Source organism: Amycolatopsis sp. CA-211722 (assembly GCF_056828465.1).
The window spans coordinates 8222426-8241958 of record NZ_CP184752.1 but is presented as its reverse complement, the minus strand read 5'-3'; the positions used below and the strand labels follow the sequence as shown (position 1 = coordinate 8241958).

Below are 19533 nucleotides of genomic sequence, written 5' to 3'. Positions count from 1 at the left end.
GACAGGGTCACGCAAGAACTCCCAACGGAAAGAGGAGGTCCCGGCGCGGGCGCGCCGGGACCGAAGACGCTCAGGCGTGCGGACACGTGTCCCGGTAGTCGCTGATCGCGCGGTCGTCCGGGGCGGGACAGAGGAACTGCTCGTAGCGGGTGTCGTTGTCCACGAACCGCTTCAGCCACGAGATCGTGTACTTGGCCATGGTCGTGTTCGCCGTGTTCGGGAAGAAGTGGCTCGCGTTGTCCAGCTCCATGTACGCCTTCTCCGCCGAAGCGGGAATGCTGGTGTAGAACGGGATCGAGTGCGACGCCACCGGCGCGACGGAGTCGGACTCGCCGCCGATGACGAACGTCGGCACCCGCAGCGAGGACCACGACTTCTGCGTGTTCCACGGCGCGAGCGGCACCGCGGCCTGCAGCGACGGCCGGTCCTGCGCGGCTTCGAGCGAACCGCCGCCGCCCATCGAGTGCCCGGCCACCGCGAGCCGGGTGGTGTCGACGCGGGAGCGGACGGTGCTGCGCTGGGTGAGGTAGTCGAGCGCCGCCAGGAGCTGGTCACCCCGGCTGTCGGGCTGGTCGTAGATCGTGTTTGTGTCGATCGTGAACACCACGAAGCCCTGCGACGCCAGCCGCGGGCCCATCCACGCGATGCTCGACTGGGTCGCGGTGAACCCCGGCGAGATGGCGACCGCGCCGAACGTGCCCTGCGCGGTGCTGGTGGGGTAGTAGATGGTTCCGCCGCCGAAGCCGGTGACGGCCAGGCTCGACACGGAGGTCTGGGACACCGCGAACGAGCCGCGGGACGCTTCGATGCTGCTTTCCGTCGGGTCGGGTCCTCGTTCGTAGGGGTTCTCGGCGGCGTAGGCCGCGGGGGCGACAGTGAGTGCCGCGACGGTGGCCAGTCCACAAAGGATCCGGGTCGTACTACGCATGGTGCCGTCTCCGTTCGCCGTTGAACACGGTCCGTGGTGATGGACTGTCGCAAAGGGCGGGAGTGCGCTGCATCGGTGAAATCGCCAGTCTTGCTCGGCGACCGGTCCGGCCGGCCTCCTCGCCCGTACGATCGGCGATCGTGAACCCTCCAGCCGAGGACATAGTCCGCACCGCGGCGCGATGGATCGATCGCGGCGTCCGCGTCGACACCTCCGCCTTCGCCCAGGAACTGGGCATCTCGCGCAGCACCCTGTTCCGCCGCGTCGGCAACCGGGAAGACCTGCTCGGTGATGCCCTCTACTACCTGTCCGAGCGCACCCTGACGGCCGCCTCGCGCACCTGGGAGCGCGAAGAGGGCGACGTGGTGCGCAACGCGGCCGGTGAACTGCGCTGTCTGTCGATCATGCGCGAGTACCGGTCCGTGCTGGCGGCGAGTACCGGGTTCCGGCGCTTCCTCGACGACGAGCCGGTGCTGGCGATCAGGCTGCTGACCGACCCGGACGGACGCGTCCAGCCGAGGGTGATCGCGGCGCACGTCGAGCTCCTTCGCCGCGACGTCGAGGACGGCGGTTTCGAACCGACGGTCGGCCTGGACAGCCTCTGTTACGCCATCGTGCGGCTGGGGGAGGCGTTCCTGTACTCGGACGTCCTCGCCTCCCGGACCCCCGATCTCGAGGCGGCGTCGACGCTGCTCGGAGCGCTCGTGGAAGGAAGGGTGCCGAGCAAGACCTTGTGAAACACTTGCGCCTGGTGTTTCATCGAGAGGGATCTCGAGGAGGCGCCGATGCCTGTGTACCCGCTGCGGGGGAGAGACGACCTCTTCGGCGGGCTGAGGTCGGCCGCCGGCCGCGCCGTGCTGGTCCGCGGCGCGGAAGGGCTCGGTAAATCGGCTCTGCTCACCGCGCTGCGCGCCACCCTCGGCGTCCGGCTCGTCGGGGTGCGGGGCCTGCGAGCGGAAAGCGAGCTGCCCTACGGCGCCCTGCAGCGGATGTTCGGCGCGCCGGTCTCCGGAGGCGCGGAGGTGCGGGACCGCCTCGGCGCGGTTTCGGCGCCGACGATCTGCTGGGTCGACGACGCGCACTGGGTCGATCCGGAATCCTTGGCGGCGCTGGGTTTCGCCGCCAGGCGATTGGCGGGTGCGCCGGTCGGGATGGTGCTCGCCTCGCGGTCCGGATCCGACGAGTTCGACTCCGTCGAGCTGCCGCCGTTGACCGATTCCGCCGCCGATCAGGTGCTGCGTGACCGCGGCGTGCCCGCCGGGGTGCGCCCGCAGCTGGTCGAACTGGGTGGCGGGAACCCGGCCGACCTGGTCGAGCTGGCGGCTTCGCTGACCCCCGCCCAGACGGCCGGACGGGAGCCGGTTTCACCGATCCTGCGGGAGCGCCTGCCCCGTTACGCGGCTGAGCTCGACGCGATGCGGCTCGACGAACGTCTTCGTTTTCTGGCCACCTGCATGGACTTCTCCGCGAGGAAGGCGACCTGGTACGCGGCGGCGTCCCCGGCCGACCGCAGGGCGGCGCACGCGCGGCTGGCCGTCGCCGAGGAAGGGCCTGACGCGCTCTGGCATCGCGCGATGGCGACGGCGACGCCGTCCGAGCCACTCGCCGACGCGCTCGCCGCGGCCCCGGCGGTGGACCACGCGGCGGCGGCCCGGCAGCTCGAACGCGCCGCGGCACTGACCGCCGATCCGGCCACGCGGGCGGCTCGGCTCCTGGCGGCGGCGGACGCGGCCTGGCAGGCGGGCAGACCGGGCTGGGCGCGTCTGTTGCTGTCCAAAGTGGACATAGCCCCGGGTGCGGTGGCGTTGCTGCACGGGGAGATCGAGCTGCGTGACGGCGATCCCGCCGTCGCCACCCACGAACTCGGCGCGGCGGCGGAGCAGCTGCCCGATCCGGCGGGCGCGCTCCTGCTGGCGGGTGAGGCGCGCCGGCTCGGTGGTGATCTGAGCGGCTACCGGGCCCTCGCCAGGGCGGTCCCGGCGGGCGACGAGCTGGTCTCCGCGCATTTCCACGGTCTGACGTCGGTTTACGCCGGCCGTCACGAGGACGCCGTCGCCCCGTTGAAGGACGCGGTCGACAAGGGGATGGCGGGCTCGGACGTCGCCGGAGCCGTTTGGGCGGCCGAAGCGGCCTTCGCCCGCGGGCATGCCGAACGGGCGCACGAATACGCGGCCGCCGCCGTGAGCCGCGCGAGGCTCGGCAAACGGCACGCCGAACTGCCGTGGGCGCTGATCTACCTGTCGCTCTCGGCCATCGCGCTCGACCGCATCCCCTGCGCGCGGGCGGCGTCCCGCGACGGCCTTCGCGCACCGCACAACCTGCGGATGGAGCATCTGACGTTGCTGGGGCTGGCCGCCGCTCTGCTCGGTGACCGCGTTCCGGAGCTGGACGAGGCGGCCGAGGGGATCGCCGAACGCGGTCTCGGCAGGCCCGCCGCCGTCGCCGCGTGGGCGAACGCCTGTCTGGATCTGGCCGAGGACCGGCCCGACGACGCGCTGAGCAGGCTCGAAGATCTCGCTTCGGGTGTCTCCGGCGACCAGCCGGTGATCCGGGTGCTGGCCACCCCGCAGCTCGTCGAAGCGGCCGTCTGTTCCGGGCGGCCCGAACGCGCGCTGGCCGCGCTGGCGGTGTTCGACCGCTGGACCGTCGCGGGCGCCGAGCCCTGCTGGCTCGCGCTGAGCCACCGCTGTCACGCGCTGACCGCGCCGGATCCGGAGACCGCGGAGCGGCGATTCCGGCAGGCCATCGAGGCGCACCGGCGGGCGGGCGGCGCGATGGAACTCGCCAGGACCAGGTTCGCGTACGCCACCCTGCTGCGACGGCGTCGCCGGACCCGCGACGCCCGCGACCAGTTCCGCGATGCCTTGCGGGGCTTCGAAAACGTCGGCGCGACCCGGTTCGCCGAACGGGCTCGCGCCGGACTACGGGCGACCGGCGAGACCGTCGACACCCCGCACCGGTCGCTCGCCGGGCTCACCCCGCAGCAGGACGCCATCACCCGGCTGGTGGCGGCCGGGGAGACGAACAAGGAGATCGCGCGGCGGCTGGTGATCAGCCATCGCACGGTGGATCACCACCTGCGGAACATCTTCACGGCACTGGGCGTGCGATCCCGCGTGGAGCTCGCGCGCCGGGTCGCCGCCGGCGAATGACCAACTCGCGTGACTGGATGGACGACACGCGTGTCACCCACCTGCTCCACCGGGCGGCGGGACACCGGTGCAGGGCCGGTCGGGGCTCGTGAGTGGTAAGGACGGTTAGAACCGTCCTTACCACTCACGAGGTGACGTTACGGGCAGGCGAGGACCGGGGCCTGCGGACGTCCGCCGCCGCGCAGGTCGCTCAGCGGAACCCTGGCCAGCCCGAGGATCGCCTGCGCGGTCGCGCGCGGGGCGGTCGACGGGTTCAGGCCGGTGGCGTCGTAGGCGATCGCGCCGCGGTCCGCCATGGCGCCGGCGCAGCCGGTCTGCAGTGACCGCAGGAATTCCCGCGCCTTGGTGGCGGCGGCGGGGCGGTGCCCGGCGAGAGCCTGTGCGGCGAGGCCGGTGCTGTTGGCGTTCGGTGCGTCGGTGCCGAAACCGAAGCCGCCGTTCGGGTGCTGCTTGCTGACCAGCCAGGCGGTGCCCTCGGCGGCGTTCACCGTGTCACCGGTGGCGCGCAAGGCCTGGACGACCGTCGCGGTCGCGTCGATGTCGCTCGCGCACGTCGCTTCGCCGAAGTTCTGCGGGAAACCGCCGTCGGGGCACTGGCTGCCCGCGAGGAACGCCACGGCCGACGCGGGCGCGCCGCCGGGCGTGCGGTCCAGCGCCAGCAGCGCGAGCGACTGCGAGAGGGCGTTGGAGTAGTCGCCGTATTCGGACCGGTCGGAGAACCGGCCGGACGGCGTCAGCAGCGAGAGCAGGCCCGCCTTCAGATCGACGCCGCCGAACGTCGCCGGATCCTTGCCGCGAACCCGCGCCGCGAGAAACAGCTTGGCGTGCGCGCCCGCGTACGCCTCCGTGCCACCGCCGACGTAACCCGCGGTGATCTCCGGTTTGGCCAGCCACGCGATCGCCTTGCCCGCGTTCGTGTCCGACACCCCGGCCGCGGCGAACGCGAAGATCGCGTCGATCGTCAAACCCTGGTCGGGGAACTTCTGGCCGCCGAAGTCGGCTTCGAACCTTTCCCCGTCGGCCATCTGCCTCGCGAGCCAGCCCGCGGCGGCGTCCGCCCTGTTCTGGGTGGCCGCGGCCGCCGCCGGAGCGGCGACCAGCCCGAGGCCGCACAGTATGGCGACAGCGAAAACCAAACGTCTCATGAGAACCCTTTCCCGCAGTTCCACGACAGGAGTCGGTGACACCGCGCGACGTGGGTGACCGGGCTCGCCTGGAGGGCACACCGTTGCGGGACAGCGCCGGACTCTCACCGGACTTCCCCCACGACCGCGCTGAATCGGACGATCCGAAGAGTACCGCCATGCGCGAAGGGGCGATGTGATCCTGGTGACCGACCTGGTCAGCGGTGCCTGCCGGAGGTGATCGAGTGTTAACCTCGGCTGGCTCGACAACAGAACACCGCCGCCCGTGACGGGGAAGCCGGTCGAAATCCGGCGCTGTCGCGCAACCGTAGGCCCTTCACCAGGGCGAGCCGGGATACCGAACGGGCGGACGCACGAACCACTGTCGCGATAAACAGGGGTGACCGCGGCGTCCCGCGCCGTCCTCCGTCACGCCGCAAGGAGGAGTCATGCGCCGCGGTTACCTGGCCGCGACGGCGTTCGCCGTCAGCGTCGGCGTCGTCGCCGCACTGCTCACCGGGACGGCCGCCGCCGCGAACGACTCCGGCGCCGCGAAGGCGAATTCCCGCTGGCTCGCGACGAAGCTGAAGCCGGACGGCACGCTCGAGAATCCCAACGGCGGCACACTGCCGGACCACGGTCTGATGCTCGACGTCCTTTTCGCGCTGTACGCCTCGGGCGACGGCGCGAAGGCCGGGCCGATCATGAAGTTCCTCGACGCCGAAGGCCACGCGAGCGACTACTTCACCTGGGAGAAGTTCGTTCCCGCGCCCGGATTCGACCAGGTCGTCGTCGGCGGTTCGCTGGCCAAGACGCTGGTCGCCGCGCAGGTCGCCGGCCGTGACGCCCGGAACTTCGACGGCCACGACCTGGTCGCCGAGACCCATGCCGCGATCATGCGCACGGGCCCCGACAAGGGCCGGGTCAGCGACTACTCCAAAGATCCGGAGCGCACCGGCGCGGTGAACAACGACGCGAACTCGTTCGGCCAGGCGCTCGGCGTCATCGGGCTCGCCGCGGCGGGAGAGAACGACCGGATCGCCATCGACAGGTTGCTGACCCAGCGATGTTCCGAGGGCTACTTCCGCCTCATCTTCGGATACATCCCGACGAAGGAGACCGGCGACCACGTCACCCCTGGCGGCCACAAGCTTTCGACCTGCGACGAAGGCAAGCCGCTCGGCCTTTCCCCGACCGACGGCGACGCCACCGGTCTCGGGCTCTCGGCGCTGCTGGCCGCACGGAAGGCGGGCGCGACCGGACTCGACGACCCGATCGCCAAGACCGTCTCCTGGCTCAAGGCGAACCAGGACCCCGGCGGCGGCTGGGGCGGCGGGGTCAGCACCGAGGCACCGAACACCAACAGCACCGGGGTGATCGTCCAGGCGCTCGCCGACGCGGGCGGCGCCGATACGGCGGTGGACAAGGGCGTGCGGTACCTCAAATCCGCGCAGGCGAACGCCGCAGACTCCGGCACCAAGCTCGCGGGCGAACTCGGCGCGATCGCCTACGACCCGGCTTCCTACGAGGCCGCGCGAGCGTCGGGCATCGGCGGGCTCGACACCTGGATCCGCGCGAGTGCCCAAGCTTCGCTCGGGTTGTCACAGATCGGCTTCTACGCGCTCGCGAAGGGCGACATCCGGCCGCCGGCCGGCGTCGGCCCCGCTCCCACGGCGACCACCACGACGAAGTCGGTGACGCCGCCGCCCAAATCCAGGAAGGCCGGTACGTCGGCCGTCGTCCGGGTGAACACCCCGGCGGCGATCACCACCCCGGCCACGGCGACACCGGCCGCCCGCCTCGCCGCCTACCTGACCAACCGGCTGGCCGGCGGCGATCACGTCGAGGTGACCGAGGACGGAAAGACCTACGTCGACTACGACGCCACTGCCGACGTGGTGCTGGCCCTGCGAGCGCTGGATCAGCAGCCGGACGCGGTCGCTCGCGCGTCGCAGTTCCTGCTGAAACCGGAATCCGTGCGCGCCTACGCCCACGGCGCGCCGTACGAGCAAGGCGAGGCGTCGTATGCCGGACCGCTCGCGAAACTCGTGCTCGTCGCCGAGTTCGCGAAGGCCGACGTCGCCGGGCAAATGCGCGCAGATCTGGTGAAACTGCGCGGTGCCGACGGCAAGTTCACCGATCTCGGATCGTTCGCCGACGCCGACGAGACCGTGGAGCGGCACGCTTGGGCGGTGCTGGCCACCGTGGCCGATCCCGGTCCGGCGGTCGAACTGCTCCTTTCGCGCCAGTGCGCCGACGGAACCTTCCCGAAGCACCTCGACTCCGCGGAATGCGGCTCGGGCGACCTCGCCGCGACCGCCGCCGCGGTCACCGCGCTCGCCGCCCGTCCGCACACCGACGCCACGCCCTCGACCAGGCGCCCCGACGGCTGGACCGACCGGCGCGTGACGGCGTTCGTCGCCGCGGTGGGCGCGCTCGGCGTCCGGCCGACCGGGGAGGGAGTGATCACCGGCGAGGGCGGGGAGCCGGACATCGCGCTGAGCGCTGCCGTCGCCGCCGCGCGGCAGATCGCCGGGCTCGACGCGAGCGGAACCGCGCGGTCACTGGGCGGCCTGGTCCAAGCCGATGGCGGTTTGGCCAAGGAGCCCGCCGGGGAGACCGATTTCCCGACCAGCCTGGCCGCCGCGCAGGGAGTGGCCGGCCGGTCCTGGCTGACCGCGGCGGATTCGCCGTTGTCTCCCGCGATCCGGCTCCCGCTGTCCGAGGCGAAGCCGTCCGGCCCGCAGGTCCTGGCCGCGGAGCAGTCCAGTTCCTCGCCGTCGTGGCTGGTCTGGGGGCTCGCGGGGCTGGCCGTCCTGCTGTCGCTCACCGCGATCGCCCTGGTTTTCGTACTTCGCCGGTTCATCAAGAAATAGGGGGAACACCATGAAGAGACTGCTCGCCGTGACGTCCGTCCTCATCGGACTGATCGGGCTTTCCGCCGCACCCGCGAACGCGGTCGACACCACGAAGGGCTACGCCGGGATCTGCACCGGCTCCGACGCCCTCACCGGGGTCACCGTCGTGGTCGACTTCCAGGAGCTGGACGGCAACGGCGGAACCGCCGCGCCGACGATCACCCGCTGTTCGCCCAACGCCGCGCCGGGCACCGCCCGCACGGGGGTCAAGGCGTTGCAGGACGCGGGGATCGCGGTCGCCGGGACCGCCCGCTGGGGCCTCGCCTTCGTCTGCCGCCTGGAAGGCCGCCCCGCCGCGACGGAGACGATCCCGCTGGCGGCCAACCCGAACTACAAGGAGGCGTGCGTCAACACGCCTTCCCCCGGCGCGTACTGGGGTTACTGGCACGCCGACGGCTCCGGTACCACCTGGACCTACAGCACCACGGGCGCCCTCAACCGCACCGTGACACCCGGCGGATTCGAGGGCTGGTCGTTCTCGTTGAACAAGTCGGCGGCGACGAACCCGCCGCCCGGTGTCACGCCGAGGAACCCGGCCATCCCGTGAGGAAGGTCCTTCCCGTGCTGGCGGCGGTCTTCCTGATCGCCGCCAGCACACCGTCCGCGCACGCCGTCGACCAAGGCAAGGGATATCCCGGGTTCTGCAAGGACGACACCGGGGTCACCGTGGTGGTGGACTTCCAGAAACTCGGCGGCACGGCCATCGTCCGCTGCAATCCCCAGAGCACACGCGGCACCGGGCTGGACGCGCTCAAGGGCGCCGGGTTCCAGATCGCCGGGGTGCAGCGCTGGGGCGAGTCGTTCGTCTGCCGGATCGAGAACCGCCCGTCCGCGACCGAGAACCTCCCGGTCAGCGGCCGCGGCGAGTACCGGGAGCCGTGTGTCGACACACCTCCCGCGCAGGCCTACTGGTCCTACTGGCACGCCTCGAACAACTGCGCGTGGGACTACAGCCAGTGGGGACTCAAGAACCGCGATTTCACCCCCGGCGGGTTCGAGGGCTGGTCGTTCTCCTTGAACGCCACCACGCGGAGCAACCCGGTCCCGCGGATCTCCGCCGTGCGGCCCGGCACCGAGGGCCGGCCGTGCGTGGCGCGCGAGGAGGTCAAGCCGGCCACCGGCGATCCCGGGGAGCGACAGCGGCCGCAGCCGGGGAACGACCAGCAGCCGACGGCCGGTGCGGAGCCGGGCGCGGGGGAGACTCCCGCCGCGGGTCCGAGCGCCGGCGCGCTGCCGCCGCCCAAACCGCGTCCGAGCGCCTCGGCGCGGCCGAAGGCGCAGGACCCGTCGTCGAACGTCGCGTTCACCGGCGGTGAGACCGCCGAAGACGTCAACGCGGCGATCGAACGCGAGTCCGGAGCCGGCGGTTGGGCGCCCTGGGCGGCGGGCGCCGCGATAGTGGCGTTGTGCCTGGCGGGATTCCTGATGGCGCGCAGACGCAAACGCGCACAAGGAGTTCGATGACGTCCTACTTCCTGCCGCGCGACCTGCATCCGGCCGCGTGGTGGGTGTGGGCGCTCGGGCTCGCCGTCGCGGCGACCCGCACGACGAACCCGTGGCTGCTGCTGACCATCGTGGCCGTCGCGGGGTACGTCGTCGTGGCCCGCCGAAGTGAGGCGCCGTGGGCTCTGGCGTTCCGGCTCTACCTGTATCTCGGCGCGTTCATCGTCGCGATCCGCGTGTTCTTCCGCGTCGTGTTCGGCGGCGGCGAGGGAGCCACGATCATCCTGCGGCTGCCCGAGATCCCGCTGCCGGAATGGGCGGCGGGCATCCGGCTCTTCGGCGACGTGTCCGCGGAATCCTTGCTGGGCGGGCTCTACGACGGGATGCGGCTGGCGGCGATGGTGATCTGCCTCGGCGCGGCCAACGCGCTCGCGAACCCGAAACGGCTGCTCAAAGCGATGCCGCCGGCGTTGTACGAGGTGGGCACGGCGGTGATCGTCGCGCTTTCGGTGTTCCCGCAGCTGGCCGAGAGCGTGCTGCGGGTCCGGCGGGCCCGCAAACTGCGCGGCGGTTCGGGCAAGAAGAAGCTGAACGCCCTCCACACCATCCTCATCCCGGTACTGGAGGACGCGCTTTCCCGCTCACTGCAGCTGGCCGCGTCGATGGACTCGCGCGGTTACGGCCGGGCGGGGCCGGCCGAGGCGCGGACCAGGCTGATCACGGGAACGCTGATGATCGTGGGCCTGCTGGGTGTCTGCGTCGGCGTTTACGCCACTTTGGACGGTTCCACGCCCAGGTACCTCGCCGCGCCGGTGCTTTCCGTGGGGCTGGTGGTCGGCCTGATCGGGTTCTGGTCGGCGGGCAAGCGGGTCCGGCGCACGCGCTACCGGCCCGATCGCTGGCAGCTGCCGGAGATCGTCGTCGCCGTGAGCGGGATCGCCGTCGCGGCCGTCCTGTTCACGACTTCGGAAGTGAATCCGATGAACATGAACCCGTCCCTGATCGACCTGTCCTGGCCGGCGCTGTCGTGGGTGCCGTTGCTCGGTGTGCTGATCGGCGTGCTGCCCGCGTTCCTGACTCCGGCCCCCGAACCTCCTTACGCCGCACTAGAAGAAGAAGCCCGCGCATGATCGAACTCGACCACGTCTCCTTCACCTATCACGGCCGTGCCGAACCGGTGCTGTCCGACGTGACGCTGTCCATCGGTGAAGGCGAACTCGTGCTGTTCGCGGGCCGGACAGGGGCGGGCAAATCGACGCTGCTCGGCACGATCAACGGTCTCGTCCCGCATTTCACCGGCGGTCACCTCGACGGCACGGTGTCCGTCGACGGCGTGACGACGCGCTCCCGGCCGCCGCGCGAGTTCGCGCATCTGGTCGGCGTCGTCGGGCAGGACCCGCTCGCGGGCTTCGTCACCGACACGGTCGAGGACGAGCTCGCCTACGGCATGGAGCAGCTCGGCCTGAGCCCGCAGGTGATGCGCCGCCGGGTGGAGGAGACCCTCGACCTGCTCGGCATCGCGGAACTGCGCAGGCGAGCGCTGCGGACGCTGTCCGGCGGGCAACAGCAGCGGGTGGCCATCGGTTCGGTGCTGACGACGCACCCCAAGGTGCTGGTGCTGGACGAACCGACGTCGGCGCTGGACCCGACCGCGGCCGAGGAGGTGCTCGCGACGCTGGCCAGGCTGGTGGAGGACCTCGGCACGACGGTGCTGATGGCCGAGCACCGCATGGAACGCGTGATCCCGTTCGCGGACCGGATGATCCACGTCCCCGGCACCGGGGGAGTGATCGACGGGACACCGCCGGAAGTGCTGAAGGACATGCCCATCGCGCCCCCGATCGTCCACTTGGGACGGTTGGCGGGCTGGGCTCCGCTGCCGATGTCGGTACGGGACGCCCGGCGGCGCGCTTCGTCGCTGCCTCTCGGGGCGCCCGTCGCCCGGAGCGTCGCCGTCGGTGAGGAGGTGCTGGCCGCGTCGGGTGTGGTCGTGCGGTACGGGCCGAAGGTCGCGGTGCGGGAGGTCGACCTGACCCTGCGCGCGGGTGAGGTGCTGGCGATGATGGGGCGCAACGGCTCCGGCAAGTCGTCGCTGCTGTGGGCGGTGCAGGGATCCGGACCCCGGCAGGGCGGCAAGGTCACCGTCGAGGGCAAGGACCCGAAAACGCTGAGCAGCGCCGAGGCTCGCGCGCTCGTCGGCATGGTGCCGCAGACCGCGAGCGACCTGCTGTACCTGCGGACGGTCGCCGCCGAATGCGAGGCCGCCGACGCGGAATCGGGTGCGGAGCCGGGGCATTGCCGGAACCTGCTCGAAAGGCTCGCTCCGGGCATCGATCCCGCCTCGCATCCGCGTGACCTGTCGGAGGGACAGAGGCTCGCGCTGGTACTCGCGGTGCAGTTGTCGGCCGCCCCGCGGATCATGCTGCTGGACGAACCGACGCGCGGCCTCGACTACACCGCGAAGGCGGCGCTGGCGCGGATGATCGCTTCGCTGACGGCCGAGGGCAAGGCGATCGTGGTGGCCACCCACGACGTCGAGTTCGTCGCGACGATCGCGCACCGGGTGATCGTGATGGCGGAGGGAGAGGTCGTCTCGGACGGCCCGACCGGCGAGGTGCTCGGCGGTTCACCGGCGTTCGCCACGCAGATCGCGAAGATCCTCGGCGAGCCGTGGCTCACCGTGGAAGAGGTCCGATCGGCGCTTCCGCGGGAGGTCCCGTGACCGCGGCGGCCCCGACGGCACCGGCCGTCCGGCTCGGCCCGCGCTCGGCGAGCGTACTCGGTCTCGCGTCGCTCGCGGGGCTGATGATGTTCGTCTGGCCGCTTCTGGTCCGTGTCGAGCCGCAGTCGATGCAGCACGGCCCGGACGCGCCGTTCGTGTTCATCGGGATCCTGCCGATCCTGATCGTCATCGTGCTGGCCGAGATGTCCGAAGGGGGCATGGATTCCAAGGCCCTCGCGATGCTCGGCGTGCTCTCCGCGGTGAACGCCGCCCTGCGGCCCCTCGGCGCGGGGACCGCGGGTATCGAGACCGTGTTCTTCCTGCTGGTGCTGGCCGGGCGGGTGTTCGGTCCGGGTTTCGGTTTCGTGCTGGGCTGCACGTCGATGTTCGCTTCGGCGCTGCTGACCGCCGGGGTCGGCCCGTGGCTGCCGTTCCAGATGATGTGCTCGGCGTGGATCGGGATGGGCGCGGGCCTTTTGCCGCGGCGCGTCACCGGCAAGGCCGAGATCGCGATGCTGGTGGGGTACGGCGTCCTCGTCGCGTACGTCTTCGGCTTCCTGATGAACCTGTGGTTCTGGCCGTTCATCACCGACGCCGAGGTGCCGTACCACGACGGGCACATCTCCTACGTGCCCGGCGCCCCGCTGCTGGAGAATCTGCATCGGTTCGCCGTGTTCACCCTGCTGACCTCGACGGCGGGCTGGGACACGGGCCGCGCGATCACGAACGCGGTGGCGATCCTGGTGCTGGGACCCGCCGTGCTCGCGACGTTGCGCCGGGCTTCACGGAAGGCCTCCTTCGGCGTGCTTCCTTCGTTCACCGAGCCTGTTTCCGGCGCAGGACGTGGAAGGACACGGCGAACGCCACTCCCACGGTCACGATGATCGCGGCGAAGACCGGATGCATGTCCTTGGACAGGCTCCGCGCCCGTTCGGGGCCGATCGCCCAGAGCGCCAGGGGCGTGGCGTAGGCCGCGGTGAGCGCGATCGCGCCCAAGCGGAGCGCCTCGAGCCGGGCATCGCGCAGGGTGCCGATCAGGACCAGGGCGACCGGGACGACCGCGAGCATCGCGAACTGGCCGATGATCATGACCGGCACGGCCCAGGCCGAGACGATGACGGAACGCGGGAAGCGGCGGTCGGTGGTTTCGCGGTCGAGCGTCCGGGTGGACATCGGTTCCTCCTGGTTTCGTCACGCGGGCTCTTCTGGTTAGAAGCTATAACCGGCGCCGCGTGAGTGTCAATAGTAAAAGTGATAGCCTCTAACCAGTGAGTCTGGAAGGAGTCGCCGTGAAGACCTCGCGTGAGCAGTACCGGGCCCAGGTGTGCGCCGAGATCAAGCGGCACGCGTGGGAGCAGCTGGCCACGACGGGTGTCTCCGCGTTGTCCCTCAACGCGATCGCCAGACATGTGGGTATGAGCGGCCCGGCGCTGTACCGGTACTTCCCCAGTCGCGACGACCTGATCACGGATCTCGTCCGCGACGCCTACCGGAGCCTCGCCGACGTCGTCCGGGCGGCGGCCGGGTCCGGCGGCGGGGCCGAAGTCGCCTACGCGATCAGGGAATGGGCGCTGGCGGACCCGCAGCGATATCTGTTCGTCTACGGAACGCCGATCCCCGGCTATCGCGCGCCCGGTGACACCATGGAGATCTCGAACGAGATCATGGCCGTACTGCTCAGGGTGCACGCGGCGGCGCCGGACGACGGCCGGGTGACGGCGTTCGACGGCCATATCGAAGAGCATCGCGAGTGGGCGGGCGGGCTGCCGGTGTCCTCGGCGGTCCTGCGTCGTGCCGTGACGTTCTGGACCCGGATCCACGGCGTGCTGTCGCTGGAGCTGGCCGGGCACTTCACCGGTATGGGGTTCGACCCCGCCGTGCTGTTCGCCGCCGAGCTCGCCAGTCTGTCCATAAAGGACAGTTCCCGCTGAGCGGGGCACCGTTGCCCGCTGTGCTAGCTTTCGGGGATGCGCCAAGGATCCAGGGTTCCTTTCGGTCGTACGCTCGCGGTGATCGCGTCGGTGCTCCTGGCCTCGCTGGCCGGCCCTGGCGCGGTCGCGAACGCCGGGCACGGCCGTGAATGCGCCACCCCGTCGATCGACCGGTTGCAGCATTGGCTCGCCTCCGGCGAGGGCACCACGGTGCCGCCGACCGGCAGCCTGCTCGTCCGCGAACGTGGCGGTTACGCGGCCAAGGTGGAGTTCCTGGAGGCGGAATGGCACGTGGTCGTCGTCTGGCTGGGGAATCGGTTCGAAGCACAGGCCGATCTTTCGAAATCCGCCGGTTTCTGGATGACCTACCGCGCGACCGACGATCTCTACGTCCAGCTGCGTCCCGCCTCGCACTGGAGCGGCGGCGACAAGTGGCTCACGAAGGTGCCGTCGACCGGCGGGAAGCTCGTGAAGAAGTTCTTCAGCTTCAAGGCGAACGCCTGGACGACACTGCCCGAGCTGGGGACACCCGGCTACTCCTTCGCCTCGGCGCTGGCCGAGGCGCGAGGCCTGGTCTTCGTCGGCAAAACGCCGAACCGGCTCGATTTCCGCGGTCTCTCGATCGATCGCTACCGGCCGCCCTGCCACTGAACACTCCTCGGCATTCACCTGTCCGGAGCGGTGATGGTCGCGCACCGTGCCCGTTTTGTCCTGTACGGTGAACGTTCAGCCGCCTGCGCACGACCGATTTGAGGAGTACCCCAGATGAGCCTGTTCGACTCGCTGAAGGAAAAGGCCGCCGAGTTGCTGGGTGGCGCGGGCGACAAGGTCAGCGAACTGACCGGCGTCGACCTTTCCGGCGCCGCCGACCAGGTCGCCCAGTCCGCCGGCGGGCTGGCCGAGACCGGCCAGGGGCTCGCCGAAAACGCCACCGCCGCCGGTCAGGACGCCGTCGACTCGGCCACCGCGGCCGGTCAGGGCGTCGTCGACTCCACCGGTGCCCTCGGTGACGCCGCCACCGGGCTGGCCGGCGACGTGATCGACCCGAACGCCCGGGGCTGAACCGCCCCCGGTGCCCGGTGCCCGCGAAACCTCGCGGGCGCCGGGCACCGTCATGTTCGGGCTTTTCCGTGGGGAAAATGAGACATGCCCGGCCGCCGTTCACCGCTACCCTGGTCGAAACTGACTGATCTGCGGGGGGAGCGGACCATGGTCGGAATCTGGATAGCCCTCGGAATTCTCGTGGTGGTGATCGGCGTCGCCGTCGTCACCGATCTGCGTGACCGGGGCCGGGGCGGAACGCGCAAGTTCATGTTGCCGGGCTGGGCCTCGCGACGTGCCGACTACACGGAAAACGACCTCGTCCACGGGCGCTGGACGGAAAAGTCGCCGCGCGAGCAGGACGAGGAGCTTCAGCGCAAGTACCGGGCGGGCGACGAATAGGCGGTCAGGCGGCCGGTCTCGTCCAGCACCAGGCGGCGCGCAGGGCGGCGATCAAGGCCTCGTCATCGGCGAAGGTGGGTTCTTCCCCGACCGGTACCCAAACACGGCCGACGACTTCGCCGCACTTGGTCCGGATGACGGAGATCCCGGGGTAGGACAAGGCGGCGCGGTCGCCGTCTTGCACGCGGCGAGGCTCCCAGCGCAGCTGGACAACGCGATCAGGGCTCATCGACCACAACTTTCCTTACTTGCGTACCGGGTAAGTCGTCTGTCGGCGTCCGCGCGTTTCATACCGGCCTTGTGACGTGCGCCCTTCGGGGTGCGGATTCCCGCGCCGGATTCGATTCTTCGCGTGAATTCCGCGGCCGAAAAGAGGTCACACGAACGGTGGTGACCCCGATCACAACGATCTCGCTCATCGTGGGAACATGAGGGCCAAGGTCACCGGATCCCGGAGGGTGAATGCTCCGCAGAATGCGTCGCTGGCTCGAATTGCTCAGTCTCGGCGGGTTGGCGGTGGTCGGCTTCGCGGTCGGGATCGCGGAACAGCTCGGCCTGCTGGACAAAGTGGCGCCGAAAGGCATCTCCACGCTGACGCTGATCATGGTCAGCGGTGTGGTCGTGGTGCTGCTCATCGAGCTGACCCCGTTGCGCGCGCTGGAAGACATCCGCGATCGTCTCGCCGGCCTCGACATCGACACCATCGCGGCGAGCCAACGCCGTTCGCACTACGGCGGCGTGGTCGAAGTGCACAAACGCTTTCCGGACGACGAGTTCGCGGCGCACGTCGCGAAGGCCAAGCAGGTCACGATCCTGAACACCTGGATCCCCAACCTGCAACGGCTGGAAAAGGAACTGGAAGCCGCGATCGTCGACCGGCGCGCCCAGGTGCGCATCATGCTGCTGCACCCGAACTCGATGCTGGTGGGGCTGCGTGAAGCGGCGCTCGACCGGAGCGACGGCGCGGGCAAGACCTTCGTGAGCACGGGGATCGTGGAGTGCCTGGAGACCCTCGCCCGCCTGCACCGGCGGCTGGCGAAGCGTCAGGCCTACCTGAAGGTGCGGGTGTTCAACTCGCAGGCCTCGGTTTCGGTGTACCGGGCCGACGAGCGCTACCTGGTCAGCATGTTCCTGCACGGCCAGCTGGCGATCGATTCACCGCAGTTCGAGATCGAGGGCACGCACGACACGGTGCTCGGCGACCAGATCCAGCGCGAGCTCGACACGTTGTGGGACATCGGCCGCGACGTCGACCTCGCCGACTGGAACCGAAGCATCGACATGATCCGTTTCTGAGCAGAGGTGTGGAAATGCACGAGCTTGACGAGTTCGAAGACGGTTTGATCGAGCGGTTCCGGAAGCATCCGGCGCTGCGCGGCGTCACCGAGCTCTCATCGGAGGAGCTGTGGACGGTCCTGCTGCAGCGGCGTTTCCTGTCGCTGGCCTTCACCATGGCCTACGACCTGGCGATCGACCTGCTCACCGACGAGCAATCGCAACGGATCGCCCGCGTGATCATCCGCGAGGAGTACCCGGACAACACTTCGCCCGGCAGCACGCCTTCGCACCGTGAGGACTTGATGGCGGACATCCTCGCGCTGGGTGTCCCGCGGGAAGTGCTGGTGCGGTCGCGGAGGTCACTGGCCACGACGGCCTGCGTCGACACCACCCTGGAGCTGATCGCCTCGGCCGGCGACTCGAAGCACGCCGACGTCGAACTGCTGACCATCCTGCGCTTCTGGGGCGAGGTGCTGGTCTCCGTCGAGTACGGCGAACTGTGGCGCCGGATCGGCCCGGTGCTCGGCGACAAGTCCGTCTTCTACTACCCGCACCACGTGCACGACGCGAAGTCCCGCCCGCTTGCCGCCGCGTCCCCGCTTTCGCTCACCCATTCCGACCAGCTCGGCTTGCGGCTCGTGCAGCTGATCGACTCGAGCGAGGCACGGGTGCGGTTCCGGGAGACGGAGCAGGCGGTCGTCGCGGTCAAGACGGCCTTCTACGACCAGTTCCTGCCCGCCTCCTGAGCGGTGATGCCGAGCATGTCGCGAAAGCCACTTTCGCGACGCCTGACGTCCCGAAAGTGGCTTTCGCGAGATTGGGCGGACGTCACGCGTGTCGTCCATCCAGTCACGTGACCTCAGGGGTGCCGGGCCTTCGGTTCGAGAGCCGCCCTGGTCACTCGGCGACGAGGCCGGAGAACCGGCCCAGTGTCTCCTCGCGCCCCAGCGCCTGGGTGATCGCGTGCAGGTCGGGGCTCCGGGTCGAGCCCGTGATCGCGATCCGGATGATCTGCGAAGCCTCGCGGATGGAGCCCGGGAAGCCTTCGGGGTTCTTCTTGAACTCCTTGGCGTTCTTCGCGAAGCCGTGCTTCGCCGCGACCTCGCGGATCTGCTGGAACCATTCCTGGCCGTCGTCGAGCTGCCGGTAGTTCTCGACGAAGTCCCGCGCCAAGGCCCGGACGACCTCGGAGTCGACGCCGAGCGCGGCGATCCGCTCGTCGTCGGCGCTCGCGACGGCGGTGTGCAGCCGCGGGAAGAAGAAGCCGTAGACGGCGCGGAACTCGCTCCACTTCTTCAGGTCCTTGCGCGGGTTCTCGGCGCCGTCACGCTCGACGGCGAGCGCGCGAAGCGCGAGTTCCGGCTCGGCGTCGAGGACGGTCCGCAGCTCGGGGTCGAACCGCTCCGCCCAGCCGCGGACCTCTTCGAGGATCTCGGCGCCGGTCAGCGTGGCGATGTGGTCGGCCGAGATGTCGTCGAGCTTGACCAGGTCGACCAACGGGCCGGCGACACCGCATTCGTCGAGGTTGATCGGCTCGCTCAACGCCTGGTCGAGCGGCATCTCGGCGAGACGGCCGTTGGCGAGGCCGCGGAGGTAGTAGAGGACGGCCTTGGTGGGGTAGCCGGACTCGATGTAGAAGTCGACGCTCGCTTCCGGGTCCTTGCGCTTCGACAGCTTGCGCTTGCTGCCGCCCTCCTGCTTCATCAGCGGCGCGATGTGCGCGTATGTGATCGGCTCGAAGCCGAGCGCGTCGAACAGCTGCTGGTGCACCGGCACCGACGAGATCCACTCGTCGCCGCGGATGACCAGGTTGACGCGCATGAGGTGGTCGTCGACGGCGTGCGCGAAGTGGTAGGTCGGCAGCCGGGGGCTCTGGTCGGAGCTCTTGAGGATGACGACGTCGTTGCGGTTGGCCTCGGCCTCCAGCGGGCCGCGGATGGCGTCGGTGAACCGGGCGCGGGCGCCGGTGTCGTCGGGCGCGCGGAACCGCACGACGTACGGGTCGCCGGCGTCGAGCTTCGCCTGGACGTCGGCCGGGTCGGCGTCGCGCCAGATGGCCCACGAGCCGTAGTAACCGGTCGGCAGCTTCGTCGCCTGCTGCCGGGCGGTGATCGCCGCCAGTTCGTCCTTGGTGGCGAAGTCGAGGTACGCGCGGCCGGTGCGGAGCAGGTGACGGACGTAGGTCAGGTAGATCTGCTCGCGCTCGGACTGCTGGTACGGGCCGTACTCGCCGCCGCGGTGGATGTCCTCGTCGGCGGCGAGATCGAAGTAGGCGAAACCGCGCTCGAACTGCTCGATGGCGCCTTCGACCTCGCGGGACCGGTCGGTGTCCTCGACCCGGACGAGGTAGCGGCCGCCGCTGCGACGGGCGACGTCCTGGTCGATGGTGGCGACGTAGACGCCGCCGATGTGGACGAACCCGGTCGGCGAGGGGCCGAACCGGGTGACCTGGGCGCCCTCGGGGAGCTCGCGGGCGGGGTAACGCTGTTCCCAGTGCTCGGGCTCGGGCAGGTCGGCGGGGAAGAGGGCGTCGATGACTGCTCGGTCCAGCATGGCGGTTCAGATCTCCCGGCGTCGTGGTGCATGGCGGTTTT

The 19533-nt window shown here is 70.3% G+C and carries 19 protein-coding genes and 2 riboswitches; of the genes, 14 read left to right on the top strand and 5 right to left on the bottom strand.

Going from position 1 to position 19533, the window contains the following annotated elements:
• Positions 1-70: 70 nt before the first annotated feature.
• Positions 71-928, bottom strand: coding sequence for a bis(hydroxyethyl) terephthalate hydrolase (gene bdeA / locus ACOCEP_RS37665; protein ID WP_482334531.1), 858 nt, complete (start codon positions 926-928; stop codon positions 71-73).
• A gap of 140 nt (positions 929-1068) precedes the next feature.
• Here bdeA and ACOCEP_RS37660 point away from each other — a divergent pair, with 140 nt between their 5' ends.
• Positions 1069-1665, top strand: a complete 597-nt coding sequence (locus tag ACOCEP_RS37660) for a QsdR family transcriptional regulator (RefSeq protein ID WP_482334529.1) — start codon at positions 1069-1071, stop codon at positions 1663-1665.
• A 48-nt stretch (positions 1666-1713) separates the two neighbouring features.
• Positions 1714-4080, top strand: coding sequence for a helix-turn-helix transcriptional regulator (locus ACOCEP_RS37655; protein ID WP_482334527.1), 2367 nt, complete (start codon positions 1714-1716; stop codon positions 4078-4080).
• 137 nt (positions 4081-4217) lie between these two features.
• On the opposite strand, the gene ACOCEP_RS37650 is transcribed toward ACOCEP_RS37655, so the two are convergent.
• Positions 4218-5225 carry a peptidase gene (locus ACOCEP_RS37650; protein ID WP_482334526.1) on the bottom strand — a complete coding sequence of 336 codons (1008 nt, stop codon included), beginning with the start codon at positions 5223-5225 and terminating at the stop codon, positions 4218-4220.
• A gap of 32 nt (positions 5226-5257) precedes the next feature.
• A riboswitch (cobalamin riboswitch) is annotated at positions 5258-5384 on the bottom strand.
• A 112-nt stretch (positions 5385-5496) separates the two neighbouring features.
• Positions 5497-5564: riboswitch (cobalamin riboswitch) on the top strand.
• Positions 5565-5653: 89 nt separating this feature from the next.
• On the opposite strand from ACOCEP_RS37650, the gene ACOCEP_RS37645 reads away from it, so the two are divergent.
• From ACOCEP_RS37645 to ACOCEP_RS37620, 6 genes are read left to right on the top strand one after another with little or no spacing between them, the layout of a single operon-like run.
• The gene (locus ACOCEP_RS37645) at positions 5654-8080 is read left to right on the top strand and encodes a hypothetical protein (protein WP_482334524.1); all 2427 of its coding nucleotides are present in this window, start codon (positions 5654-5656) and stop codon (positions 8078-8080) included.
• A 10-nt stretch (positions 8081-8090) separates the two neighbouring features.
• Positions 8091-8669: a flagellar hook-length control protein FliK gene (locus ACOCEP_RS37640; RefSeq protein WP_482334522.1), complete on the top strand. Its 579-nt coding sequence runs from the start codon at positions 8091-8093 to the stop codon at positions 8667-8669.
• Positions 8666-9586 carry an ABC transporter substrate-binding protein gene (locus ACOCEP_RS37635; RefSeq protein ID WP_482334520.1) on the top strand — a complete coding sequence of 307 codons (921 nt, stop codon included), beginning with the start codon at positions 8666-8668 and terminating at the stop codon, positions 9584-9586. The genes ACOCEP_RS37640 and ACOCEP_RS37635 overlap by 4 nt, the downstream gene beginning before the upstream one ends.
• Positions 9583-10695, top strand: a complete 1113-nt coding sequence (locus ACOCEP_RS37630; RefSeq protein ID WP_482334518.1) for an energy-coupling factor transporter transmembrane component T — start codon at positions 9583-9585, stop codon at positions 10693-10695. The genes ACOCEP_RS37635 and ACOCEP_RS37630 overlap by 4 nt, the downstream gene beginning before the upstream one ends.
• Positions 10692-12287, top strand: coding sequence for an ABC transporter ATP-binding protein (locus tag ACOCEP_RS37625; protein WP_482334516.1), 1596 nt, complete (start codon positions 10692-10694; stop codon positions 12285-12287). The genes ACOCEP_RS37630 and ACOCEP_RS37625 overlap by 4 nt, the downstream gene beginning before the upstream one ends.
• Positions 12284-13171, top strand: a complete 888-nt coding sequence (locus ACOCEP_RS37620; RefSeq protein WP_482334515.1) for an ECF transporter S component — start codon at positions 12284-12286, stop codon at positions 13169-13171. Before ACOCEP_RS37625 ends, ACOCEP_RS37620 begins: the two co-directional genes overlap by 4 nt.
• On the opposite strand, the gene ACOCEP_RS37615 is transcribed toward ACOCEP_RS37620, so the two are convergent.
• The gene (locus tag ACOCEP_RS37615; RefSeq protein ID WP_482334513.1) at positions 13104-13460 is read right to left on the bottom strand and encodes a hypothetical protein; all 357 of its coding nucleotides are present in this window, start codon (positions 13458-13460) and stop codon (positions 13104-13106) included. The genes ACOCEP_RS37620 and ACOCEP_RS37615 overlap by 68 nt on opposite strands.
• A gap of 95 nt (positions 13461-13555) precedes the next feature.
• On the opposite strand from ACOCEP_RS37615, the gene ACOCEP_RS37610 reads away from it, so the two are divergent.
• The 4 genes from ACOCEP_RS37610 (at position 13556) to ACOCEP_RS37595 (ending at position 15661) form a co-directional block, all read left to right on the top strand.
• Positions 13556-14218, top strand: coding sequence for a TetR/AcrR family transcriptional regulator (locus tag ACOCEP_RS37610; protein ID WP_482334511.1), 663 nt, complete (start codon positions 13556-13558; stop codon positions 14216-14218).
• 78 nt (positions 14219-14296) lie between these two features.
• The gene (locus ACOCEP_RS37605) at positions 14297-14869 is read left to right on the top strand and encodes a hypothetical protein (protein ID WP_482339895.1); all 573 of its coding nucleotides are present in this window, start codon (positions 14297-14299) and stop codon (positions 14867-14869) included.
• Between the two features lie 114 nt (positions 14870-14983).
• Positions 14984-15280: a hypothetical protein gene (locus ACOCEP_RS37600; protein WP_482334509.1), complete on the top strand. Its 297-nt coding sequence runs from the start codon at positions 14984-14986 to the stop codon at positions 15278-15280.
• 147 nt (positions 15281-15427) lie between these two features.
• The gene (locus ACOCEP_RS37595; RefSeq protein WP_482334508.1) at positions 15428-15661 is read left to right on the top strand and encodes a hypothetical protein; all 234 of its coding nucleotides are present in this window, start codon (positions 15428-15430) and stop codon (positions 15659-15661) included.
• A gap of 4 nt (positions 15662-15665) precedes the next feature.
• Here ACOCEP_RS37595 and ACOCEP_RS37590 read toward each other — a convergent pair whose 3' ends face one another.
• Positions 15666-15890 (bottom strand): hypothetical protein, encoded by a 225-nt coding sequence (locus tag ACOCEP_RS37590; RefSeq protein ID WP_482334506.1) that lies wholly within the window; start codon positions 15888-15890, stop codon positions 15666-15668.
• Positions 15891-16123: 233 nt separating this feature from the next.
• On the opposite strand from ACOCEP_RS37590, the gene ACOCEP_RS37585 reads away from it, so the two are divergent.
• Both ACOCEP_RS37585 and ACOCEP_RS37580 read left to right on the top strand, forming a co-directional pair.
• Positions 16124-16957 (top strand): hypothetical protein, encoded by an 834-nt coding sequence (locus ACOCEP_RS37585; RefSeq protein WP_482334504.1) that lies wholly within the window; start codon positions 16124-16126, stop codon positions 16955-16957.
• 14 nt (positions 16958-16971) lie between these two features.
• A complete protein-coding gene (locus tag ACOCEP_RS37580) occupies positions 16972-17685 on the top strand; it encodes a hypothetical protein (protein ID WP_482334502.1) in 714 nt (237 codons plus the stop codon).
• Between the two features lie 151 nt (positions 17686-17836).
• On the opposite strand, the gene ACOCEP_RS37575 is transcribed toward ACOCEP_RS37580, so the two are convergent.
• Positions 17837-19492 carry a glutamate--tRNA ligase gene (locus ACOCEP_RS37575; protein ID WP_482334500.1) on the bottom strand — a complete coding sequence of 552 codons (1656 nt, stop codon included), beginning with the start codon at positions 19490-19492 and terminating at the stop codon, positions 17837-17839.
• Between the last annotated feature and the right edge of the window lie 41 nt (positions 19493-19533).

Excerpts from the sequence above, each read along its gene's own strand:
- bdeA (WP_482334531.1), bottom strand. The coding sequence starts at position 928 with ATGCGTAGTACGACCCGGATCCTTTGTGGACTGGCCACCGTCGCGGCA.
- ACOCEP_RS37655 (WP_482334527.1), top strand. The coding sequence starts at position 1,714 with ATGCCTGTGTACCCGCTGCGGGGGAGAGACGACCTCTTCGGCGGGCTG.
- ACOCEP_RS37650 (WP_482334526.1), bottom strand. The coding sequence starts at position 5,225 with ATGAGACGTTTGGTTTTCGCTGTCGCCATACTGTGCGGCCTCGGGCTG.
- ACOCEP_RS37645 (WP_482334524.1), top strand. The coding sequence starts at position 5,654 with ATGCGCCGCGGTTACCTGGCCGCGACGGCGTTCGCCGTCAGCGTCGGC.
- ACOCEP_RS37640 (WP_482334522.1), top strand. The coding sequence starts at position 8,091 with ATGAAGAGACTGCTCGCCGTGACGTCCGTCCTCATCGGACTGATCGGG.
- ACOCEP_RS37630 (WP_482334518.1), top strand. The coding sequence starts at position 9,583 with ATGACGTCCTACTTCCTGCCGCGCGACCTGCATCCGGCCGCGTGGTGG.
- ACOCEP_RS37625 (WP_482334516.1), top strand. The coding sequence starts at position 10,692 with ATGATCGAACTCGACCACGTCTCCTTCACCTATCACGGCCGTGCCGAA.
- ACOCEP_RS37615 (WP_482334513.1), bottom strand. The coding sequence starts at position 13,460 with ATGTCCACCCGGACGCTCGACCGCGAAACCACCGACCGCCGCTTCCCG.
- ACOCEP_RS37600 (WP_482334509.1), top strand. The coding sequence starts at position 14,984 with ATGAGCCTGTTCGACTCGCTGAAGGAAAAGGCCGCCGAGTTGCTGGGT.
- ACOCEP_RS37595 (WP_482334508.1), top strand. The coding sequence starts at position 15,428 with ATGGTCGGAATCTGGATAGCCCTCGGAATTCTCGTGGTGGTGATCGGC.
- ACOCEP_RS37590 (WP_482334506.1), bottom strand. The coding sequence starts at position 15,890 with ATGAGCCCTGATCGCGTTGTCCAGCTGCGCTGGGAGCCTCGCCGCGTG.
- ACOCEP_RS37585 (WP_482334504.1), top strand. The coding sequence starts at position 16,124 with ATGCTCCGCAGAATGCGTCGCTGGCTCGAATTGCTCAGTCTCGGCGGG.
- ACOCEP_RS37580 (WP_482334502.1), top strand. The coding sequence starts at position 16,972 with ATGCACGAGCTTGACGAGTTCGAAGACGGTTTGATCGAGCGGTTCCGG.
- ACOCEP_RS37575 (WP_482334500.1), bottom strand. The coding sequence starts at position 19,492 with ATGCTGGACCGAGCAGTCATCGACGCCCTCTTCCCCGCCGACCTGCCC.